Origin of the sequence: Aeromonas sp. 600948 (assembly GCF_049174875.1) — a bacterium.
GTDB lineage: Bacteria > Pseudomonadota > Gammaproteobacteria > Enterobacterales > Aeromonadaceae > Aeromonas > Aeromonas veronii_A.
Window position 1 is genome coordinate 1 of the sequence record NZ_JAAKTY010000005.1, and the last position, 21,821, is coordinate 21,821.

Annotated in this window: 19 protein-coding genes; 10 read left to right on the forward strand and 9 right to left on the reverse strand. The window is 61.6% G+C overall.

Going from position 1 to position 21,821, the window contains the following annotated elements:
* Window positions 1-116: 116 nt before the first annotated feature.
* From yidA to G5182_RS05605, 4 genes are all read right to left on the reverse strand, one after another.
* On the reverse strand, window positions 117-926 hold the full coding sequence (yidA, locus tag G5182_RS05590; protein WP_005363212.1) for a sugar-phosphatase: 810 nt from the start codon (window positions 924-926) through the stop codon (window positions 117-119).
* Window positions 927-1,027: 101 nt separating this feature from the next.
* Entirely contained in the window at window positions 1,028-2,695 is a 1,668-nt protein-coding gene (locus tag G5182_RS05595; RefSeq protein ID WP_321537285.1) for a FapA family protein, read from the reverse strand.
* Between the two features lie 285 nt (window positions 2,696-2,980).
* On the reverse strand, window positions 2,981-4,132 hold the full coding sequence (locus G5182_RS05600; RefSeq protein WP_421254246.1) for a competence/damage-inducible protein A: 1,152 nt from the start codon (window positions 4,130-4,132) through the stop codon (window positions 2,981-2,983).
* A 53-nt stretch (window positions 4,133-4,185) separates the two neighbouring features.
* The gene (locus tag G5182_RS05605; RefSeq protein WP_201937853.1) at window positions 4,186-5,424 is read right to left on the reverse strand and encodes an HD-GYP domain-containing protein; all 1,239 of its coding nucleotides are present in this window, start codon (window positions 5,422-5,424) and stop codon (window positions 4,186-4,188) included.
* A gap of 144 nt (window positions 5,425-5,568) precedes the next feature.
* Here G5182_RS05605 and metA point away from each other — a divergent pair, with 144 nt between their 5' ends.
* The gene (gene metA, locus G5182_RS05610) at window positions 5,569-6,516 is read left to right on the forward strand and encodes a homoserine O-acetyltransferase MetA (RefSeq protein WP_019446225.1); all 948 of its coding nucleotides are present in this window, start codon (window positions 5,569-5,571) and stop codon (window positions 6,514-6,516) included.
* Here the strand turns inward: metA and G5182_RS05615 are convergent, their stop codons facing one another.
* Window positions 6,517-7,035: a cyclin-dependent kinase inhibitor 3 family protein gene (locus G5182_RS05615; RefSeq protein ID WP_421249513.1), complete on the reverse strand. Its 519-nt coding sequence runs from the start codon at window positions 7,033-7,035 to the stop codon at window positions 6,517-6,519.
* 143 nt (window positions 7,036-7,178) lie between these two features.
* Between G5182_RS05615 and G5182_RS05620 the strand changes: the two genes are divergently transcribed.
* Complete coding sequence (locus G5182_RS05620) at window positions 7,179-7,649, forward strand: Lrp/AsnC family transcriptional regulator (protein ID WP_005336001.1); 471 nt, start codon at window positions 7,179-7,181, stop codon at window positions 7,647-7,649.
* Window positions 7,650-7,740: 91 nt separating this feature from the next.
* On the opposite strand, the gene G5182_RS05625 is transcribed toward G5182_RS05620, so the two are convergent.
* A complete protein-coding gene (locus G5182_RS05625) occupies window positions 7,741-9,705 on the reverse strand; it encodes an LTA synthase family protein (protein WP_421254247.1) in 1,965 nt (654 codons plus the stop codon).
* A gap of 258 nt (window positions 9,706-9,963) precedes the next feature.
* Here G5182_RS05625 and G5182_RS05630 point away from each other — a divergent pair, with 258 nt between their 5' ends.
* The 3 genes from G5182_RS05630 to G5182_RS05640 all read left to right on the forward strand — a co-directional run bounded on the left by G5182_RS05630 (window position 9,964) and on the right by G5182_RS05640 (window position 14,172).
* Complete coding sequence (locus tag G5182_RS05630; RefSeq protein ID WP_005335997.1) at window positions 9,964-10,221, forward strand: DUF2442 domain-containing protein; 258 nt, start codon at window positions 9,964-9,966, stop codon at window positions 10,219-10,221.
* A 245-nt stretch (window positions 10,222-10,466) separates the two neighbouring features.
* Complete coding sequence (locus G5182_RS05635) at window positions 10,467-12,434, forward strand: TonB-dependent copper receptor (RefSeq protein ID WP_421254248.1); 1,968 nt, start codon at window positions 10,467-10,469, stop codon at window positions 12,432-12,434.
* A 109-nt stretch (window positions 12,435-12,543) separates the two neighbouring features.
* On the forward strand, window positions 12,544-14,172 hold the full coding sequence (locus G5182_RS05640) for an alpha-amylase family glycosyl hydrolase (RefSeq protein WP_421254249.1): 1,629 nt from the start codon (window positions 12,544-12,546) through the stop codon (window positions 14,170-14,172).
* Window positions 14,173-14,255: 83 nt separating this feature from the next.
* Here the strand turns inward: G5182_RS05640 and G5182_RS05645 are convergent, their stop codons facing one another.
* Complete coding sequence (locus tag G5182_RS05645) at window positions 14,256-15,695, reverse strand: RimK family protein (protein WP_100644970.1); 1,440 nt, start codon at window positions 15,693-15,695, stop codon at window positions 14,256-14,258.
* Between the two features lie 186 nt (window positions 15,696-15,881).
* Between G5182_RS05645 and G5182_RS05650 the strand changes: the two genes are divergently transcribed.
* Genes G5182_RS05650 through G5182_RS05660 form a run of 3 tightly spaced genes read left to right on the forward strand, consistent with a single transcriptional unit; the run spans window position 15,882 to window position 17,484 of the window.
* On the forward strand, window positions 15,882-16,403 hold the full coding sequence (locus G5182_RS05650; protein ID WP_124928444.1) for a GNAT family N-acetyltransferase: 522 nt from the start codon (window positions 15,882-15,884) through the stop codon (window positions 16,401-16,403).
* A 31-nt stretch (window positions 16,404-16,434) separates the two neighbouring features.
* Window positions 16,435-16,680: a DUF3624 family protein gene (locus tag G5182_RS05655; RefSeq protein ID WP_040067114.1), complete on the forward strand. Its 246-nt coding sequence runs from the start codon at window positions 16,435-16,437 to the stop codon at window positions 16,678-16,680.
* Window positions 16,681-16,737: 57 nt separating this feature from the next.
* A complete protein-coding gene (locus tag G5182_RS05660; RefSeq protein WP_227341872.1) occupies window positions 16,738-17,484 on the forward strand; it encodes an SDR family oxidoreductase in 747 nt (248 codons plus the stop codon).
* Between the two features lie 60 nt (window positions 17,485-17,544).
* Here the strand turns inward: G5182_RS05660 and G5182_RS05665 are convergent, their stop codons facing one another.
* Window positions 17,545-19,017: a C69 family dipeptidase gene (locus G5182_RS05665; RefSeq protein ID WP_421254250.1), complete on the reverse strand. Its 1,473-nt coding sequence runs from the start codon at window positions 19,015-19,017 to the stop codon at window positions 17,545-17,547.
* 473 nt (window positions 19,018-19,490) lie between these two features.
* Here G5182_RS05665 and G5182_RS05670 point away from each other — a divergent pair, with 473 nt between their 5' ends.
* Together G5182_RS05670 and G5182_RS05675 are read left to right on the forward strand one after the other, a co-directional pair.
* A complete protein-coding gene (locus tag G5182_RS05670) occupies window positions 19,491-19,946 on the forward strand; it encodes a hypothetical protein (protein WP_019446593.1) in 456 nt (151 codons plus the stop codon).
* Window positions 19,947-20,089: 143 nt separating this feature from the next.
* On the forward strand, window positions 20,090-21,241 hold the full coding sequence (locus G5182_RS05675) for an iron-containing alcohol dehydrogenase (RefSeq protein ID WP_216952813.1): 1,152 nt from the start codon (window positions 20,090-20,092) through the stop codon (window positions 21,239-21,241).
* A gap of 89 nt (window positions 21,242-21,330) precedes the next feature.
* On the opposite strand, the gene G5182_RS05680 is transcribed toward G5182_RS05675, so the two are convergent.
* The gene (locus G5182_RS05680) at window positions 21,331-21,789 is read right to left on the reverse strand and encodes a methylglyoxal synthase (protein ID WP_005363178.1); all 459 of its coding nucleotides are present in this window, start codon (window positions 21,787-21,789) and stop codon (window positions 21,331-21,333) included.
* Window positions 21,790-21,821 lie beyond the last annotated feature (32 nt).

Below are 21,821 nucleotides of genomic sequence, written 5' to 3' on the forward strand. Positions count from 1 at the left end.
GGAAAAGGCGTAAATATCAAAGTGTGTTTGTATGAGGCCCTGGGGCGCCCCATGCAACACGTAATTGGGACATAGCCTTTTATTTCCTTATCGGACGCAGCGGCGCTCGATTGCGGTCAGGCGTTCAGTACGAACTGTTCGATCACCTGAGCTACGCCATCTTCATCGTTGCGGGCAGTGGTGTGCTGGGCGAGAGCCTTGATCTCGTCGGTGGCATTGCCCATCGCAACCCCGAGGCCTGCGTATTCGATCATGTGGCGATCGTTGCCCGCATCCCCGACGCAGATCACCTGATCGGCGGTCAGGCCAAGGTGCTCGGCCAGTGCGGCCACGCCGGTTCCCTTGTTGCTCTGCTTGTTCATGAACTCGAGGAAGAAGGGGGCGCTCTGTACCACGGTATAGCGCTCATAGAGCTCTGCAGGCAGTCGCTCGATGGCGCGGGAGAGCTGGGGCGGCTCGTCGATCATCATCACCTTCATGATCTGCTCGTCGGCAGGCAGGGTGGCGAAGTCGATCAGATTGATCGGCATGCCGATCAGGCGGGATTCGTGCTCGGTGTAGGTACTGACACGGGGACTGATGAGGCCCTGGGTCACCGAGAAACCGTGGACGTTCACCTCCAGCTCGTCAGCCAGTTTGGCGACGGCGCTGGCGTCACTGCCGGTCAGCAGCTGGCTGCGGATGATGCGCTGATCGGCCACCTGTTGCACCAGGGCGCCGTTGTAGCAGATGACGTAGTCATGCTCTGTGGTGAGGCCGAGCTCTTCCAGATAGCGGCTCATCCCTTCCAGCGGGCGGCCGGAGGCCAGCACAACGGTTACCCCTTTGGCGCGCGCGGCGCTGATGGCGGCGTGGGTGCGGGGAGTAATCTGGCCCTGCGGGTTGAGCAGGGTGCCATCCATATCCAATGCGATCAGCTTGTACATCTCTCACTACCTGAGTCTGGCTGGCCCACCCGGTGGGGCCAAGGAAGTGGCGAGTGTAGCGAAAATCGACGGCGGGATCACGGTCGATGCGGATGGTTCACCTAGCTGTGCCCCTCGTAAGGGGTCATCTCCAGCTGCTCGTCGTGAATAGTCAGGCGGGTAGGGCCTCGGGTAATGGTAACCTTGCGTTTGAAGCTGGCCATCTCGACCTCGATGCCGGAGTAGAGGTGCTGGGTGGCAATGACCTCCATCTGAGCCATCAAGTTTCGCAGCTCCTCCTGGTTGGCGGTGAGCTGCTCATCGAGCTGGGCCAGTTCGGCCAGCTGATGGTCCCGGATCGGTTTGAGCTTGCGCAGGGTATCCGGATTGCGCTTGTCACTGGGCAGTTGCAGCAACTTCATGACCAGCTCCTTGATTTTCTCCAGCTGGGCCTGACACGCCTGCTGGCGCAGCTTGAGCTGGTGTTCCTGCTCCTTGTGGGTGAAGTAGCCGCCAAGGATCTGCAGCCGGGTATGGTTGGCTGCCTCGGCCCCCAGGCTGGGGGCAATGATCAGGCGATTGGCAATGCTGGTGCCCCCCAGCAGAGTGCCTTTGCGCATGTTGCTATCGCCCACCTTGATGTCTTGTCCGCTGCGGGAGTAGCAGTGGCTGAGCTGGCTCTGGATCTGGATATCCCCCCCCGCTTCCAGCTGGGCATACTGGGCGTAGCTGGCGTGGATCTCCCCCTGCGCATTGAGTTGGCAAAGGTACTCCCCCTGCTCGTTGCGGCGGCCAATGATGCCGTGGCGTACCGTGATGCTGCCCCCCGCCTCGATCCAGCCCCCTTCGATAAAGCCGCCAATCACGATGTCACCGCTGACCCTGATCTTCATACCCGGGTTGACGTCGCCGCTGACGATTAATCCCCCTTCAAAATCAATGTGGCCGTGGCGGGCATCCACCTGTTTGACGCTGAGCACTTCGTCCACCTTCATGCCCGCTTTCTCCTGACAGGGCAGGCCCGCCCGACCGGCAATCAGCAGGTCGGGATCGTCGGGGGAGATAAAGGTGCCCTCGCCAGCGCTCATCGGGCTGTCTTTGCCATCCTTGGCGGGCAGATCCTGACCGGTCACGGTAAAACCGGGCGCCCCGACGGTGGCCGGATGACGGCGCATCAGCGGAGCACCGGCCTTGACGGTGACGATGGAGCCGAGATCCCGCAGGTCGACCTTGCCATGCCCGAGCTCCTGCGGTTTGAGGATCCGTTCTGCCGGGGTTTCCACCAGCCGCTCATAGCGAGTGTCCTGACCATTGACGGCAGGCTGGCCGTTGGCAATTACCAGCTTGAGCTGGCTGCCGGGGGCGGCCTCCTTGGCCGACTGGATGGCAGCGGTGAGCAGTTGCTCACTCACCCCCTGTTTGATTTCGCTGATGGCGATCGCCTCTTTCAGCTGTTCCAGCGTCACATACTTGCCCCCCCAGTCGGCAGTGATCTGGGCGATGGCGCTCATGCGATCCTTCTCCACTATTACGGCGAGTCGGGCATCCTGACGCTTGCCGATGGGGATGGGGTTGGCGGGGACGGGGGCGGCAGGGTTGGTGAGCAGGGTATTGAGCAGGCTGATGGCCTGTTTGATCCCCTCGGGCAGCGGCTGATAGCGGCGACAGTTGGAAGCGAGCAGCAGAGCCTGCACATCCTGTTCCGTGACAGGTTTGGTTAGACCGGCGGCAATCCGCAGGCAGACCAGTTCCATATCGCTTGATAGCAGCAGCCACTCTTTGCTTAACACCGCATCTCCTTGCCTGGTGGGGAGAGGGGCGCTCGGTTTTCCCCTCTACTGTCATTTAATCTCTCTGTGATGAATAAAGCGAGTCGCCAACCCTGAGAGTGGGCAGTATTCAGATATTTCTTCTGAATGGTCAATGAATTGAGGTCGGATCGGTGACAAGAGACGGATAAATCGTGGTCGTATAAATGGCGTTCTGTTCGGTGATGACGCCAAGAGGGATGCCGGAGAGTGACCGGATATATCAGCCAGCGGCATGGCCTGCACGGGCCGGGTGAGGGATTGTGGTTAACCGCCGCGTTGTGTCGTTCTGTCCAGCGTGAGGTACTTGCCGAGTACCGGCTCGTCCAACAGGTGGCGGCGCAGCATGTCGAGGGCGGCAAAGGCGAGGATCTTGCGGCGGCTCTCCGGGTCGGGGTGGCTGACCTTGACTGTCTGACCGATGTGCATGCCATCGGCGCTGAGCAGCAGTGGCACTCCCTCTGGCCCCTCTCGCCCTATGGTCAGTTGCAGGCCCGCATCGGTCGTCGGTAGCTGCGCCAGCTCATCGGCCAGTTGTGTACTGAAGTTGGCCTCCAGCCGGGAATGGCCGTGACAAAGCGCCAGCAGCGCACCGCCACTCTCTCCCTCCAGCAGAGACAGCGGCCTGCCTTGCAGCAGCGCGAGGATCTGCTGCGCCGGTTCCGTATCTCCGCAGCCAGCCAGCCAGGGGCGGACCGTATCCAGCAGTCGGCGCTCGGCACTCTCCATATCAGCGGCACTGGCGCCGTGGCCGATCAGTTTCAGCTCAATAAGGGGCATGGAGGATCGGTAACCCAGCTCGATACCCATCGGCCAGGGGGCGCCATCCAGCATATCGCTGAGGGCCGACTCCGAGACGCCGAAGGTGTAAAAGCGACGCAGCTCGGTATCGATCTGTGCCCCGGCCAGCTGTTTGAGGCGCGGCAGAATTTGCTCGCGCACCATCTGCTTGAACTCGAACGGCACGCCCGGGGTGAAGAAGAGCTGGCTCTGGCCACTTCGCACCACAAAGCCGCAGGCGGTGCCGACCGGGTTGTCGAGGATCTCGCACCCCTGTGGCAACCAGGCCTGTTTGGCATTGCTTTGTGCCATGGGGCGGCCACGGCTGGCGTAGCGCGCTTCGATGGTAGCGAGCCAGTCGGGGAAGAGGGTGAGTGGCTGGTCAAAGGCCTCGGCGGCAGCCTGAGCGGTCAGGTCGTCGGCAGTGGGCCCGAGTCCGCCACACACCAGCACCACCTCGGCGCGGCTGGCACTCTCTTGCAGCACCGTTTTCAGGTCGGCGAGGTTGTCACCCACCGTCAGGCGACGGCGCACCTGCCACCCCTGTTCCAGCAGCAGAGCGCTGAGCCAGGCCGCGTTGGTATCCACCACCAGACCCGTCACTATTTCGTCTCCGGTACTGATGATCTCGATACGCATGGCAGGCTCCTTGGATTAAACGGGTGGCAATGGTTGGCCTCGGGCCAACACAATCAGGCTTTGTTGTGCTCGAAGTAGTAGCTGATCCGGGTACGCGGATTGAGGTACTCGAACACGGCGGGCGGCAGCCGTTTGGGGTGGATCACCTTGGCGATCGACAGTTCGGCTTGCTGCAGGTCGATGATGGCGGCTTCCTGACGGGGAATGCGCGGATCGTACACCAGCACCGAGGGGTAGAGCAGGCGGGAAGCGTTGACCGACATCACCAGCCCAACCTGACCGTTGGAGAGTTGCACCACGCTGCCGGGGGGGTAGATCCCCATCAACCGGATCAGCATGCTGAGGTACTCCGGATTGAACTGCGCCTTGCGCTGCTTGTAGAGGCCGCTCAGGGCCGAGTAGGGCACCTTGGCCTGCATGTGGCAGAGGTTATCGTACTCGTTGATCAGCGACACCATCTGGGTGAGCTGATCGAGCTGGCCGCCCTTGAGCCCTTCCGGCCCGCTGCCATCGAGATATTCGTGGTGGTGCAGCACTATCCCCTTCGCTTCCGACGGGAAATCCTTGGCCAGATTGAGCAGATCCAGCCCGTAGCGCGGGTGCTGGGCCATCAGGTTTTGCTCCGGCCTGGTGAGCGGCTCGGTCTTGCGCAGGATCTGGCTCGGGATCTTCAGTTTGCCGATATCGTGGAACAGCGCCCCCATACCGATATGGCGGATCTGGTCGGCCGACATGTTGCACTCCTTGGCCAGCAGCATGCTGAGTACGCTGACGTTGAGGGAGTGGAAGTAGAGGTTGTTGCCATCCTCGCTGTCGGAGACCAGATGGAGCACCATCTCGTCCACCGAGAGCAGCTGTTCTGTCATGGCGTTGACCAGCTCCTGCGCCTCGCCGATGGCATTGAGGGGGCGGGACTGGAGCTTGCTCATCACGCTGCGCACCTGGGCCAGCGACTGCTGAAACTGTTTCTCGCACTGCTGCAGGTTGCGACGATACTGCTGCAACTGCTCGATGCGGCGGTCCTTCTCCTGCTGCATCTGAGCCTGGCGCTGGGCGGCGTCTGCGCTCTCTTGTGGTTGAGGCTGTACCTGATTGAGGGGCTTGGGCGGAACGTCGCTCTTGTCGGGAATGATGGTGACCAGTTTCAGACCGAGTCGGCGGATCAGCTCGATCTCCTCTTCATTCTTGATCTTGAAGCTGGAAAACAGGAACGGGTGTTCGCGCCACCCCAGTGGCAGGGAGACATAGTTGCCGACTTGCAGTCGATCTACGGAAATCTTGATACCGGTCATTATCTTGGATGCAGGGGAGATACTGAGCCGTATGCTAGTCAAAGGCGAGAGTGAATACAAAAGGTATCTGATGACAGGGTGGGAGCTTTATTATAGGCTTCTGGATGTCCAGACATATTTACCGATGCAGTACAGGGAGTAAGCATGCCGATCAAGATCCCGGATCAGTTGCCCGCAGCCGAAGTGTTGGGGCAGGAGAACATCTTCGTGATGACGGAATCCCGGGCCGTCACCCAGAACATCCGCCCGCTGCGGGTACTGATCCTCAATTTGATGCCCAAGAAGATTGAGACCGAGATCCAGCTGATGCGGATGCTCTCCAACTCGCCGCTGCAGGTGGATGTGGATCTGCTGCGCATTGATGACAGGGAGTCAAAGAACACGCCGCAGGCCCATCTGGAGAACTTCTATCACGACTTCGAGCAGGTGCGTGGCAACAACTACGACGGCATGATCATTACCGGCGCGCCGCTCGGGCTGGTGGAGTTCGAGGAGGTGGTCTATTGGCCGCGTATCGTCGAGATCATCGAGTGGTCCCATCAGCATGTCACCTCCACCCTGTTCCTCTGCTGGGCGGTGCAGGCGGCGCTGAAAGCCTTGTATGGTATGGAGAAGCAGACTCACGGCGAGAAGCTCTCCGGGGTTTATCGCCACCATCGCCTCGATGAGCACGAGCCGCTGCTGCGCGGTTTCGATGACGAGTTTGTGGCGCCCCACTCCCGTTACGCGGCGTTTGATGGCGATCTGATCCGTGCCCAGACCGACTTGCAGATTTTTGCCGAGTCAGAAGAGGCGGGGGTCTATCTGGCGGCGACCAAGGATTGTCGTCAGGTGTTTGTCACCGGGCACCCGGAGTACGATGCCCTGACGCTGGACGGGGAGTATCAGCGGGATCTGGCGGCGGGGCTCGACCCGGCCATTCCGGTCAACTACTACCCGAATAACGATCCGGGCAAGACGCCGCGCGCCAGCTGGCGCAGCCACGGTCATCTGCTGTTTGCCAACTGGCTCAACTACTACGTTTATCAGCTCACCAGCTATCGGGTGGAAGATATCGGCAAGGTCTTTACCTACGACCAGGGAGGCAAGTAGTCAGTCGCCCTGCGCCAGCCGCTCGGCCCGCTGGTCGAGCCACTGGCGGTGGCAGGCCAGGGTAAACGCCTTGGGTCTGTGGGCCTTGATGGCGGCCATCGCCTCTTGCTGTGGCTGGCCGAGGGTCATCAGCAGCGCGGCGGCGACCAGACCGGTACGACCGCTGCCCCCTTTGCAGTGGATGACCAGATGTTTGCCATCCCCCAGCAGCTCGCGCAGTTGCGGCAGCGCCTGTTGCCAGGCTGCCTCGAAGGCGGCATCGGGGGCCAGGTCATCCTCGATGGGCAGATGGAACCAGCGCATCCCTTCGTGTTCGACCTGCTGGCCGAGCTGCGCCAGTTCGAGTCGGATCAACTCGGCGCGCGTCATCAGGGTCACCACTCCGTGGGCACCGGCCAACCGCAGTTGATCGAGCGCCAGGGTCAGCGGCACCTGCTGGGTGCCGGGGCAGGGGGTCAGCAGCAGCTGACCGTCGACACGGGGAACCTCAAGGCTCCAGAAGGGGTGATACGGGTGCATGGCGGATCCTCGCGTGGTGGCCGCAGGGCTGCGACTGGTGAATGGCGCCAAGGATAGGCGGGGCAGGGGGGATGTCAATGGCCGTTGTGTTTGCACCGGTTTACGGGCAGAGTCTAAAAAATTGAGCGGTTCAAGGAGTTAAGATGAGAAACCTGGATCAACTGGATTTGGATATCCTGGCCCATCTGTTTCGGGATGCGGGCATGACCAACAAGGATCTGGCCGCGCTGGTGGGCGTTGCCCCCTCCACCTGTCTGGAGCGGGTGCGCAAGTTGCAGCAGGATGGCGTGCTCAAGGGAGCGCACTGCGAAGTGGATTATCAGGCCCTCGGTGGCCACATTCAGGCCATGGTCTCCCTGCAGCTGGCCCGTCACAGCCGCCAGATCATCGATGCCTTCCGCGATGCCATTCTGGCGTTGCCCGAAGTGATCAGTCTGTTCCACATGGGGGGCAAGGATGATTTTCTGGTGCACCTCTGTGTCTCCGATACCGAGCACCTGCGCAACTTCGTCTTCGATCACTTCACCTCCCGCGAGGAGGTGGTGCACCTCGAAACCTCGCTGGTATTCGAGCACAAGTTCAGCCGCTCCCTGCCCTGCTTTCCCCAGCCATAACGGCCTGTGGGCCGACGGTATGGATAGATGGAAAAAACCGCCAGCTGGCGGTTTTTTCCATTCTGCTATCAGCTGAATCAGCACAGTTGGCTCAATTGGCGGCGGTGCGTTCATCCTTGGCCGTCTGATAGAGACTCTTCTGATAGGCCATGCTGCCCCACAGGGCAAGACCAAGGGCATCCTCCTTCAAGGCGTCCGGCTGCGCCGCCAGGGTCAGCTTCTCGCTGGCATTGTCGTAGACATAGCCCTCTGCCGCCCGTTCCGGTTGCAGGATCACCACATCCTTGCCGCGCATCAGGGCGAAGTTCTTGTCGTACTGCATGATGGCGCGTCCCGGCCAGTCGGCGGGCATGCGGGTCAGATCCTTGCCGAGCATGGGGTAGTCGGCACTGATCCCCATCAGGGAGAGCAGGGTCGGCGCCATGTCGATCTGGCTGACGATGCGCGGATCCTTCCTCGGTGCAATGCCGTCACCTACAATGACGCCGGGGATATGGAAGCGGGGAATGGGCACCAGACTGGCGCCACCGACCCGGCTGTCGTGATCGGCGATGACCAGGAACAGGGTGTCCTTCCAGTATTCGGACTGTTTCGCCCTCTTGAAGAACTCGCCGATGGCGTAATCCGCATACTTGGCCGCGTTGTTGCGGGTCTGCTTGGGCTGCTCGAACAGTTCGATGCGGTTGTCCGGGAATTCGAACGGATCGTGATTGCTGGAGCTGAATACCAGACTGAAGAAGGGTTTGCCCTCTTTGTGAAGCGCCTTGAAGGTCTCGTCGGCCTTGGCCATCAGATCCTCGTCGGAAGCCCCCCATGAGCCCTTGAACACCGGATTGTCGAAATCCTTCTGCTCGACGATGGTGGTGAAGCCGTTGCCGAGGAAGAAGCTGCGCATGTTGTCGAAGTGACTCTCGCCGCCATAAATAAAGCTGGTGTCGTAACCCCGCTGCTTAAGCAGATCCGCGATGGTGAAGAAGTTGGTCTGGCTCTTGCCGAGTTTGACCACCGACTGTGCCGGGGTTGGCGTGAAGCCGGTCAGTACCGCCTCGATACCACGCACCGAGCGGGTGCCGGTGGCGTAGAGCTGCTCGAAGGCCCAGCCCTGCTGCGACAGGGCATCGATGTTGGGGGTGAGCGGCAGGCCACCGAGGGAGCCGACAAACTGGGCACCCAGACTCTCCTGCAGCAGGATCACCAGATTCTTCGGTTTACCCTGGAAGCTCGCCTGGTTGAAGGTCTGGCTGGGCAGCAGCTCGGAGTTGAAATCACTGGCCGGACGGCCACTCTCCTTGCGCATGACCTCGAGCACCTTCTGCTCGGTCATCTCGCCGTAAAACTGGCCGGCATCCTCCTCGGCGCCCATCTGCTTCATGGCAAAGAAGAGGGAGTAGGCGGAGTTGACGGTGAGCGAGTTGACCAGCGGATCCTCGGCAAAGGCGACCATGGCCGGGTTCAGGGCGCGGTGGCCGAGACTGGAGCGGGCACCGAGAAAACCTATGGCCAGAATGAGCAGGGCGAAGGCCGGACGCAGATACCAGCGGGGGAAGCTGAGGCCACGCACCAGACGGCCGCTCAGCCACCAGCCACCGGCCAGCACGGCGCCACTGAAGAGTACCGCCAGCAGCAGCTCGGCTTTGCGGCCCGCCCACAGCATGGCGAACACCTCTTTCGGATAGATGAGGTACTCCACATAGAGGCGGTTGGGGCGCACGCCATACTCGGTGACAAACGAGGGGGTGGAGATCTCGAGGAACAGCATCAGCCAGAGTCCGACGGTCAGCCAGACGCGCATCAGTTGCAGCCAGCCCCGGCCGATGGCATGGGGGCCTGCCAGCAGCAGAGTGAGCATGGCGGGGACACCCCAGACCCAGCAGAGGGTCGCAAAGTCGACCCGGATCCCTTGCAGCAGCATCTCCTGCCAACCGGCCACGGCATCCACCCGTTCCAGTTGCCAGAGGCCGAGGGCGATTCGGCTGAAAGAGAGAGAGAAAAGCGCGAGCGCGCAGAAGATGGCGAAGGGCCAAAACGGGCCGAGTCGCTGTTTTAGATCTGTCATTTTTGTTCCTGAATGAGACTGTAAGCGCCTGTCCACAGACGTTTTTTACTTGTTGTGAGGTTATGACAGATCGAACTGGTTAAGGTTGCATTCAATTTTGTTAAAAGCCGGAATTAACACATTTATCATCTAAAAATGTGATGTCGCGCGCTTAATGAGCACGGCATAACCTGCTGGATAAAATGTGAGCCACAGCGTGTATGGATGGGGAGCTGGTGTTTATAATTGCCGCGAATTATCTCAATCGGAGCCGAAGGGATGCCGGTCTTTATCGATGTCGAGTATGTGCGGGGATGGCGCCTGTTTCTGGTGTTATCGGATGGCACCACGGGGGTGCTGGATCTGACCCCCTGGCGAACCCAGCCGCTGTTTGCAAAGCTGGAGAGCGAGCGTCACTGCGCCCGGGTCTTCATCAACCGTCACCACCAGCTGGAGTGGCCTGTTGGCTGCACGCTATCCGCTCATGAGGTCTATCACCTCATCTCTCCCATCGATGAGCGGGAGGCCTTCAGCTAATCCCCATTTTTTGTGAGCCAACGCCAGATTCCTGTTACTGGAATGTTTGCCCGTTTGCCTTTCTGAGCCAACTTGGGTAAAACCTGCGCAACATTTTGCCAACTTGCCTTCGCTTCATCTGACAGAGGCTTGCCGCTTTCGCGCCGCAGGCCTTTTTTGCGGCCAGATGGCAAACCTTTCCCTTACTGAAAGGTTTGGTCGGTTGAATGAAAATAACAAAACAAACAAATACATAAGGAAAATGTATGGCTTGTCATATGCGCACACCCCTTGCCCTGCTGGTTGGTGGACTCGCCTGTCACGGCGCTGCCGGTCAGGAATCGGTGCAACAGCTGGATCCCATGGTGGTGGTGGCAACCCGCCCCGCCAGCACACTTGAAGTGACGCTGGATCCCAAGAAGCCCGGTTCCCCCATGCCCGCTGCCGACGGCGCCGGTTATCTGAAGAATGTCACCGGCATGAGCATGGTGCGCAAAGGGGGGCTCGGTGGCGACCCTGTGCTGCGGGGGATGGGGATGTCCCGTCTCAACGTGCAGATGGATGGCGGCATGCTGGCCGGTGGGTGTGGTGGCCGGATGGACCCGCCCACGGCCTATGTGTTCCCCCAATCCTTTGACCGGATCCGGGTGCTGAAGGGGCCGCAATCCCTGGAGCAGGGGGCCACTCTGGCGGGAACCGTGCTGTTCGAGCGGGACAGACCCGAGTTCACCGCACCGGGCCTCAAGGCCGATGCCTCGGCCCTCTTTGGCAGCTTCGGCCGCGATGACCAGATGGTGGATATGACGGCGGGTTCGACCGATGGCTATCTGCGCGGTCAGTTCACCCACTCCGACAGCGACGATTACCGCGATGGTCACGGTAACAAGGTGCGCTCTTTCTATCGCCGCGAGAACGGCACCGCCCAGCTGGGCTGGACGCCGGGGGAGCACACCTGGCTGGAACTCACCGCCGAGCGCAGCAATGCCCGCGCCGCCTATGCGGACCGCACCATGGATGGCCCCATGTTTGATCGCGAATCCTTCGGGCTGAAGCTCAAGCATGAGCAGATCACAACTCACTGGCAGCGCAGCGAGCTGACCCTGTGGGACAACTACATAGACCACATCATGGACAACTTCAGCCTGCGGCAAAACAGCGGCATGAAGATGCTCTCCAACCCGGATCGCCGCAACACCGGCGGTCGCTGGGCCAACGACATCGCCTTGCCAGCAGACTGGCTGCTGACCGCCGGGCTCGACAGCAACCGGGATCAGCACCGCAGTCGGAGTGGGGTCGACTATGCCACCAAGGATCGCCAGCGCACCCTGCGTTTCGAGCAGCAGGGCGGCTTCGCCGAACTGGGTCGTCAGCAGGGGGCTCACAGCTACAAGGGCGGTTACCGTCAGGATAGGGTAGAGACCACCCGCTATGGCGCTGGTGAACAGACCCTCTACAGCGATACCCTGAGTCTTAACAGCGGGTTTGGCCGCTACGAATATCAGTGGTCGCCACGCTGGTCCAGCTATCTGGCCTGGGGGCAGGCAGAGCGTGCGCCGGACTACTGGGAGCGCAGCAAGGACAGTACCCCGTTTACCCTCAACCCGGAGCGCAGTCGCCAGTGGGATGCGGGGTTGGCTTTGCGCAGTCGCGAGCTGGACCTGACCCTCTCCCTCTTTAGCGCCGATATCAAGGACTACCTGCTCTACAACAGCAAGTCGAACAAGGTGCGCAATATCGATGCCCAGACCCGGGGTGGCGAGCTGGAGGGGCGCTGGCAGTTTGCCGAGCAGTGGCGTCTCGATGGTGGTTTGGCGGTGGTCTACGGCGAAAACCAGAGCGACAACAAGCCGCTGGCCCAGATGCCGCCGCTTGATGGCAAGCTGGCGTTGGGCTGGCAGCCGGACGAGGCGCTGAGCTTTACCCTGCTGGGGCGCGCGGTGGCGGCGCAGGATCGGGTAGATCTCTGGTCCGGTACCGTTGCGGGTCAGGATCAGGGTGAGACTCCGGGCTTCTTCACCATGAACCTGAGCGGCGCCTGGCAGTTTGCCAAAGGGTTGCAACTCTCGGCCGGGGTAGACAACCTGTTCGACACCTTCTACTACGAGCACCTCTCCAAGTCGGTACATGCCAGTCAGGCAGGGCTGGGCTACGAGCAGAGCGGCCGTATCCCCGAGCCGGGTCGTTCCTACTGGCTCTCGTTCAACTACCGGTTTTCCTCGGCAGGGGTGCTCTAACCAGTTGAGTCAGATAACGTTTTCAGTCACAGACACCGCTGTGTGAGCCTCGCTATCATGGTGGAAAACAGGCGTATCAGACGCCTGCTCTCACAGCGGGAATATAACAATGAAACAGGGAACGTTACGCTATGGCGGCCTGCTCGGGGCCGCCCTGTTACTTGCGGCTTGCGGCGGCAGCGGTAGTTCAGGCGGGGAGAGCTCTCCCCCCGTAGTCAATCCGCCGGTCACCCACCCTCCGGTCGCGACGGCCAGTCGTGCCTGCTATGGCGACGATCAACCCGCCTGCAACCTGCGCATCTATCAGGTGATGGTGGAGTCGTTTGCCGATGGTGACGGCAGCGCCAACTACGGCGTCGGCTATGGCCCCTCCCAGCACAACGGCGATCTGCAGGGGATCATCGATAGCCTCGACCACATCAAGAATCTCAACGTCAACGCCATCTGGCTCACCCCGGTGTTCGACTCCTGCGCGGGGCAAGGCGGTGATAACAAGCTCGATGCCACCGGCTACTTCGCCTGCGACTTTTTCACCGTGGACCCCAACTTTGGCAGCAATGCCAAGCTCAAGCAGCTGGTGGACGGGGCGCACCAGCGTGGCCTCTATGTCTTCCTCGACGGGGTGTTTGGCCACGTCAACAAGGTGGGGGTGAGCAAGCCCTCGCCAGAGGGGCGTCTGCCAGCCCTCACCAGCGGCGGTGCGGGTTATCCCGGCCAGCTGGTGGATTACAGCAAGCCGGAGAGCCTCGCCTACTTCAAGGAGGTAGCCCGCTACTGGGTAGAGCAGTACGGCATCGACGGCTGGCGCCTCGATCAGGCCTATCAGCTTGGGCTGGATGATTGGCGCGCCATTCGCAGCGAGGTGGAGCAGGCCAGCGCGGCGCGCAAGGCGGCCGGTCAGCAGTGGGGCACCCTTGGCTACATGGTGGGTGAGGTGTGGAAGGGGGCTGACGATATTCGCGCCCAGGCTTACGGCAGCAGCGACAATCCGGCGCTCTCCTCGGCCTTTGACTTCCCGTTGCGCTACGGCATCGTGCAGGCGCTGGCGGTGGAGGAGTCCGGCAAGGGCGGGCAGGGGGCCAGCGTGCTCGACGCCAGCTGGAACAAGGTGGAGAACTACCCGAATCACGCCATGCCGAATCTGATGCTGGGCAACCACGATCTGGTGCGTTTTGGCGATCTGCTGGAGCGCGGCAACTTCAAGTCGGCCGAGTACTGGCAGCGCCACAAGGCGGCCTTCAGCTTTATGGCGGCTCGCTCCGGCCCCATCACCTTCTACTATGGCGAGGAGTTTGGCGACGAGGTGCCGGGCTTTGCCGCCAAGGTTGGTGGTGACTGCGCAGCGCAGGGCTTGTGCGACGATCATGTGGCCCGCAGCGACGGCAAGGTGCCCGCTGTCACCGGCTTTGTGCCAAGTAGCGAACAGGCCGAGCTGAAAGAGTGGCTCGCCCAGCTACTGGCGATGCGGGCCGCCCACCCCGCTCTCTATCAGGGAGCGCGAGTCAAACTGGTGGCCGATGGCAGCCTCTATGGTGACATCAAGCAGACGGCGGGGGAGCAGATAGTCTACCTGCTCAACCTCTCCACCACGGCGCTCAGCTACAACCTGCCGGCGGGCAAACTGCGCAGCGGTAGCGCGCTGGTGGATCTGCAAAGCGGGGAGAGTCTGGCCATCGGCGGCAGCAGTGTGACGGTGGAGATACCGCCCTTGAGCGGGCGTTTCCTGCGTCTGCAATAAGTCAGCCACAGCACGCTTTGATATGAGAGAGGGCCCCATCGCGGGGCCCTCTCTGTCATTGTGAGCGACAAAGTCATGGCGGGTTATGCGGTGGTCTGGCCCCGGTTTTCCAGCCGCTGGCGGAAGGCGCGGGCCAGTCGCTCGTAGAGATCCTGCGCCTCCTTGTCTTCGATATCGCCTCGGATCCAGGGGTTGTCGACGATCTCCAGCAGCACGCAGTCACGCCCTTGCTGGCGCAAATCGAGCCCGTAGAGGCCATTGCCGAGCTGATGCACTGCGCGGCGGGCGGTCTGCAGCACCCGCTCCGGCACCTCGTTAAGCGGAAGCGCCTCGATGCGGCTCATGTCGAGGGGGTGCTTGCGGCGGCGAATGCGGTTGCCCGGTTCGGGCCGGTAGCGGCGGCAGGCGAACAGCGGCGAGCCATCGAGAAAGCCGATGCGCCAGTCGAACTCGGCGGGGATCCGGCTCTGCACCAAGAGCAGGGCGGAGCGGCCCAGCCCCTCGTCCAGCAGGCGGGCCAGCTGCTGCTCGTCGCTGGCCATGGCGAGATCGCGCCCCTGTGCCCCGTCGGGCACCTTCACCATCAGCGGCAGGCCGAGCCGCTGTACCAGCTCATCCACATGGTGGCGGCCGCGGCGGGTGACCACCATGGTGGGCGGCATGGGCACGCCGCTGCGCACCATCAGCTCGTAGAGATAGAGCTTGTTGCTGCAGGCGAGGATGGCGCGGGAGCTGTCGATCACCGGCATCTTGAGCTGCTCGGCACGGTGGGCAAATTCGAAGGTGTAGTGGCCGACCGCGGTTTCGGCCCGCAGCCAGAGGGTGTCGAACTCCGGCAGCCGCTCTATGGCTGACGGTGGCAGGATCTCGGCCCGTATGCCCTGGGCGGCGGCAGCCCGGATAAAGCGCTCCAGCGCCAGCCCATCACTGCTGGCACGGCCGTCGTTGGGGTCGACCAGAATGGCGAGCTGATAGAGCGGCGCCGCCTGCTCCTCGTCACCGGTGCCCACCAGTGCCTGAGCGTGGTGCAGCATCAACTCTTTCTCGCTCTGGCTCAGCTCCAGCGGCGACAGGCTCTGCTGCTGGCGTACCGACCAGCCGTGGCGACCGCGCTTGAGGGTCAGCTCCTGCAGCGGCAACTGGCTCAGGCCATAGTAGTAGCGGGCCAGTCCCGCCAGCTCGCTCTGTTCACACTGGCCGAAGATGGCGCGCACTCTAATCCGATCCTCGCTCTGCTGGGCCAGCCACCCCTGTGCCTTGCGCCACAGCTTGGCCGGTGGCTGCTGGGGTTGCAGTCGGCTGATGGCCTGCAGACCCGGCAGGCAGTGGTGGCCGCGGGCCTGGGCCAGCAGCGAGCAGTAGTAGCCTGCGCTCAGGTGCTCCAGATTGCGGCAGAGGTTGATGATGCGGGGTCGGCCGCCGGTGGTCGGCACGCCATGTTGCAGATAGGTGCGGGCGGTCAGCAGATAATCGGCATGGCAAGGCCAGTCGCCCAGCTCTTCGACGATGACATAGGTACTCATATTTTCGGCTCCACAGATCAGACTGCCTGAACAGGCAGGATCCCCAGTGGGCTTCGATGCACCGACAAGCACGACAATGGCGCGAGGGGAAACAAGAGGTTACAGTGCCTAATATGACGCCTTGGTAACTTGTGATACAAGTCGCATTTTTGGTGCTGAGGATAAATAACCGAATAAGGACTCCCCGTGTTGACCGTACGTGCGGCCCGAACCGATGATCTGGGCGCCATCGTTAATCTGGAACGCTACTGTTTTCCCCCCGAAGTCGCCTTTGGCCGCAGCCGCTGGCACTATCTGCTGGCCCACGCCAAGGGGCGCACCCTGTTACTGCTGGACGAGAAACATCAGCTGATGGGCTATCTCTGCCTGCTGGAGCACAGAGGCTGGGATCGGCTGGTCATTCAGGCGCTGGCTATCCGCTGGACGGTGCGTCGTCTGGGCTGGGCGCGGCGCCTGCTGGAGCAGGTGATCCGCGAGGGCAAGGCCGCTGGCTGGGGGGCGATTCGCCTCGAAGTAGGGGATGCCAACGAAGAGGCGCTGGCGCTCTATCAGGGATTGGGATTTCGTCCCCAGCAGCGGCTGGCGGACTACTATGGCCGCGACCAGCATGCGCACCGGCTGGTGCTGCCGCTGGTGAGCGACGAGGAGCGTGAGCGGCGCAGAGTGGCTCGCACTCAGGCTCGCAAGCCGTCTTCACGGGCCAACTGATCATGTTGAACGAGCAGAATCGAGGAGCAGGATGAGCTGCGACAACTGCCTTGCCACCGCCATCAGAGCCAAGCTGGGGCGCTGCCCGGTCTGTGCCATCCAGACCTTTGTCATCGGTCTGAGTGGCTGGCTGGTCTGGTGGTGGTGCGGCGCCGATACCTCGGTTAACGCCCTCACCGGCCTGCTGTTTGCGCTGGGTGGCTCGGGCTTGTTGCTGCTCCATCTGGTGGTATTTGTCTGGCGCAAGGCGACCGGACGTGAATTGAGCGATGAATAAATCAGATTGGTTTCAACAACATAAATAACAATATCGGTTGAGATAATGGAGGTTCAGATGATTGCAATGGTAACGGGCGCCTCGTCCGGTTTTGGTAAAGCCATCAGCCGCCAGCTGGTGCAGGCGGGCTACAAGGTGATCGGTACCGGTCGCCGTGCCGAACGGCTGGCTGCGCTGGCCGACGAGCTGGGCGAGCAGTTTCTGCCGCTGGCATTCGACGTGCAGGAAAAGGCGGCTACCCGCGCCGCCATCGCCGCTCTGCCAGCCGAGTGGAGTGAAGTGGATCTGCTGGTCAACAACGCCGGCCTGGCGCTGGGGCTGGAGCCGGCCCACAAGGCGGATCTGGAAGATTGGGAGCAGATGATCGCCACCAACATCAGCGGTCTGACCCTGCTCACCCGATTGCTGCTGCCGGGCATGGTGGCGCGCAATCGCGGCCACGTCATCAATATCGGCTCCATCGCGGGCACTTACCCCTATCCGGGCGGCAACGTCTACGGCGCCACCAAGGCATTCGTGAAGCAGTTCAGCCTCAACCTGCGCGCCGATCTGGCTGGCACCGCCATCCGCGTCACCAACGTGGAACCGGGCCTGTGCGGCGGCACCGAGTTCTCCAACGTGCGCTTCCACGGTGACGATGCCAAGGCGGCTTCCGTCTATCAGGGGGTGGAGGCTATCCAGCCGGAAGACATCGCCAATACCGTGCTCTGGGTGAGCCAGCAGCCGGCTCACGTCAACATCAACAGCATCGAGATCATGCCGGTGTCCCAGACCTTCGGCCCGCTCAATATCAGCCGTCGCTGATCGCTGCATTGGTTGAAACAAAGAGGCTCCCGTGGGAGCCTCTTTGCATTGGCGAGCCGTTCATAGGCTCATGATCTTCTTGAACTCCTCCGGCGAATACTCCTTCTCGCTGCTCTTGGTCAGATCCGTCATCAGCTTGTAGCGCAGGTCTTTGGCCATCTGATAGGTCTTCTCCAATTGGCCATAGGAGTAGTCGGCGGCCAGCCCGATGGCGGTGGCCTTGTCGCTGGCGTAGGCCTGCTTGAGGCTCTTGTCGAGCAGCGCCACCTCCTTGTAGAGCTTGCTGCTCTCCTTACTCCAGACGTTTCGCAGCAGCGGCTGGTATTTGTCCGGATCGGTGTTGGCCAGCGCGGTCAGGCTGCGGAACTGCCAGTAGGCGGAATCATCGGAGTAGCTGTCGCTGCCGGTGCGATAGGGCAGGGGATAGTTTTCCAGGGTGTTGTAGAGCGGCACCATCACAGATTCGGCCAGCACGCCATAGCTCTGCCAGATGAGCTCCTGCAGCTCTTTGGGCATCTCCTTGCGCAGCTGGATGACGTGGGATTCCAGCTGGCGATCGACGCGGATTGGCCGCTCCGCCTTGCCCGCGAGCGGCGTGCCGTCATAGGTGGCGCTCAGCACCCTGGCCACGTCCGGCACGGCGATGGGGGCATCCGGCTTCATAAACAGTGGATATTGCGCCTGCCGGGTCGCCTGTTTGTGGGAGGCAGTCAGCATGTTCTGGCCGAGCCACTCCCGATCCACGTTGTAGGGGTCGGCGATGACCCCGAACGCCTTGGCGAAGTTGAAATCGTTCGGGTCGGCGTTATCCAGCAGTTTGTGCTCGCGCACGAACTCCAGCAGCTTGGGCGAGTGCAGCACATCGGCGCTGTCGAGATTGACGCCGTGAATGCGCAGGCCGTTGGCCACCATGGCGTAGCTGTCGTCCGGCACCCGCACCGCGATCCAGTGGTGGCCGGAGCCAATTTCCATCAGCCAGGCTTCGTTCACATCCGCCAGATAGAGGCTGTTGCCCTCACCGGCACCATATTGCTCCACATAGCGGCCGAGCAGCTCGACCCCCTCTTTGGCCGTCCTGGCCTGCGGCAGGAGCAGGGTCGGGATGATGGCTTCAATCACTCCCTTCTCGATCAGCGGATCGGCTTTTTGGGCCTTGTCGTTGACCTCAGCACTGGTGGTGGCCGAGATGGCGACGTTGAACTCGTTGATGCCGCGCTCTTCATAATATTTGCCTGCCGGATCGCTGGTTGTGGCATCCCAGTCGTGGATGGCGGAGTAGGCAAAAAATGCTTTGGGCATAGGCACTTCCAGCCCGTTGCCCAGCTTCCAGAGTTTGCCCTCGTTCTGCTGCGCGGGCCGGAAGGCGAGGTACTTGTTCCAGTTGTTGACGCCAAAATCCTCGTTTCTGGCAATCATTACGCTGCCGTCCAAGCTGGCTCCCTTGCCGACAATAAGGCCGGTACAGGCGTCGGCACTGGTGCCAAGCAGGGTGAGCAGGGTGGCGGAGAGAAGACTCAAGGTGTGTTTTTTCATAGGTGTACCCGAAGGGTTGCGGTGAGTGAGAGCCAGACGAGGGGATGAGGTGTGGGGAGGCTGCAACTCCGAACTGGCAGCGGAGTGAGCACGACAGATTGGTCTGCCTGTTATTGGTTTTTCGAACAGATCATCCATGACACGGCTGGCTGGTTGTGATGTGCGCCAAAATTGTATTTCCGAGTGGTTGTTTATTTTGTGATCAAACAGATGTTCATGACTTTTCTCTGGCATCGTGGCGCGTGGACGGCAAAATGTGCCAAAACAGCGTGAACCGGCAGCAGATGAGTCATGATTCTGACGCCTGTTTGCGTGGGGGACGTGGTGAGATCCGCCATCTCTCTGGATCTCGCACTATCTGACAAGTTGGCCTGTAACTTGCTGGTTTAATTGATAATGGTGGGGCCTGACGCCCCATGTGACCGGATCAGCCTGTGCCCATTGCCGCAGATGCGCACCGAATTGGAGCCCCCATGGATATCAAACCTTACAGCCAGCAGCTTGCCCAGAGCGCATCCAACAACCGCGCCCTCGCTACCCTCAACAGTGCCAGTAGCGGCGGTCAGGGCGGTGGCTGGGAGGAGATGGTCAGCCTCTCCACCCAACGCATGACCGGCCAGGCCCAGCAGGTGCTGACCTACGAACATCTGGCCAAGAACAACAAGTTGCCACCGGCGCTGGATATGAGCTCCGACAAGGGGGGCGTGGTGCAGCAGCTGGTGGACAAGGCGCTTGGTTTCGATCGCAAGAAGTTCAACGAGATCGAAGAGAAGCTCAAGACCATCGCCGATAACAAGAAGCTGACGCCGGAAGAGCGTGCGGAGCAGAGCAAGCCGCTCAACGAGCAGCGAGAGGCGATGCTCAAGGAGGCGATGGATCGCCTGACCGGCAAGAAGAGCTCATCCAAAGATGAGGCCAAAACTGCCTGATCCTGCCGCTGTTCTGAGATCTACCCGGTCGGCACCGATGGGCCAGTGTCGACCGCCGATGGGCAAGCTTCTGCCACCTCTTTTGACCTCACCTCCCCACAGGCGCACAATGTCCGCGCATTGAGCCAGTCGAGGAGTCCGCCGTGTACAACTTCCAATATGCCAATCCGACCCGCATCTGTTTCGGCGAGGGGCAGATCGCCAGCCTGCCCGAACTGATCCCGCCCGGCAGCCGGCTGCTGGTGCTCTACGGCGGTGGCAGCATCAAGCAGAACGGGGTGTATGAGCAGTTGATCCGGGCGCTGGAGGGGGTGACGTGGCAGGAGTTTTCCGGCATCGGCGCCAACCCCAGATTCGAGCTGTTGATGGAGGCTGTGGCGCAGGTGAAGCGCGAGCGCATCGATTTCCTGCTGGCGGTCGGTGGTGGCTCGGTAGTGGATGGCACCAAGTTTGTTGCGGCGGCCGCCTGCTACGAGGGGGATGATCCCTGGGATATCTGCGGTAAACAGGCGAGTGTGCATAAGGCGCTGCCGATGGGCTGTGTGCTGACCCTGCCAGCCACCGGCTCCGAGAGCAATCCCACCTCGGTGGTGAGCCGGGGGGATGTGAAGATCTCCTTCAGAAGCCCGCTGGTGCAGCCGCAATTTGCGGTGCTCGATCCGGCGACCACCTACAGTTTGCCGCCGCGCCAGACCGGCAACGGGGTGGTGGATGCCTTCGTCCATATTGCCGAGCAGTACCTCACCTTCCCGGTCGGCGGCGAGGTGCAAGATCGGCTGGCAGAAGGCCTGCTGCAGGTGCTGGTGGAGAACGGCCCCAAGGCGCTGGCTGAGCCGACCAACTATCAGGTGCGGGCCAATCTGATGTGGGCGGCCAGTCTGGCACTCAACGGCCTTATCGGTTGCGGAGTGCCGCAGGATTGGGCCTCTCACGCCATCGGCCATCAGCTGACGGCGCTCTACGGGCTCGACCACGGCCAGAGTCTGGCGGTAGTGCTGCCTGCCCTGCTGCGGGAGCGGGCGAGTCAGAAGCAGGACAAGCTGGCGCAGTTTGCCGAACGGGTGTGGCATTCGACCCGTGAGGACAAGGCCCTGCGCATCGAGGAGGCAATCATCCGCACCGAGCAGTTCTTCCAGAAAATGGGGCTGGGTACCCGGCTGGCCGACTATGGCCTCAGCGAAAGTTGCATTCCGGCGGTCTGCTCCAATCTCAAGCGGGTGGGGCGCACCGCGCTCGGTGAGCAGCAGGATATCGACCCGGATCGGGTGGCACGCATTCTCGCCCGCGCGCTATAAGCCGGCGCCGGTTTGTGTCCCTGGCTGATTCATTTTCCCAATTAAAGAGGGCCGCTTGTTGCGGCCCTCTTGCATGACGGGTTAGCCGATCACTCGGTGCGCGCCTTCAGATAACCGGCGTAATCCGGGATCTGCACGCTGAACGCCTGGCGCATATGGGGGCTGTCCATGATGAAGTCGGCGGTCGCTTCGTTGGTGGCAACCGGGATGTTCCAGACTGCCGCGAGGCGGAGCAGCGCCTTCACATCCGGATCGTGAGGCACCGCATTGAGGGGATCCCAGAAGAAGATCAGCACATCGATCTTCCCTTCGGCGATCAGGGCGCCGAGCTGCTGGTCGCCCCCCATGGGGCCGGAGAAGAGGCAGGTGATGGGCAGTTGCGCCTTCTTGCCGAGCATGGTACCGGTGGTGCCGGTGGCGTAAAGATGGTGCAGCTTGAGCTCCTCCTTGCGCCGCATCACCCAGTTCAGCAGAGGGGTCTTCATGTTGTCGTGAGCCACCAGTGCCACCCGTTTGTGGGGCGCCATCTCGCGTGCAATCTGTTCCATGGAAATCGTCCGTAGCATTGTTATTGGAAGAG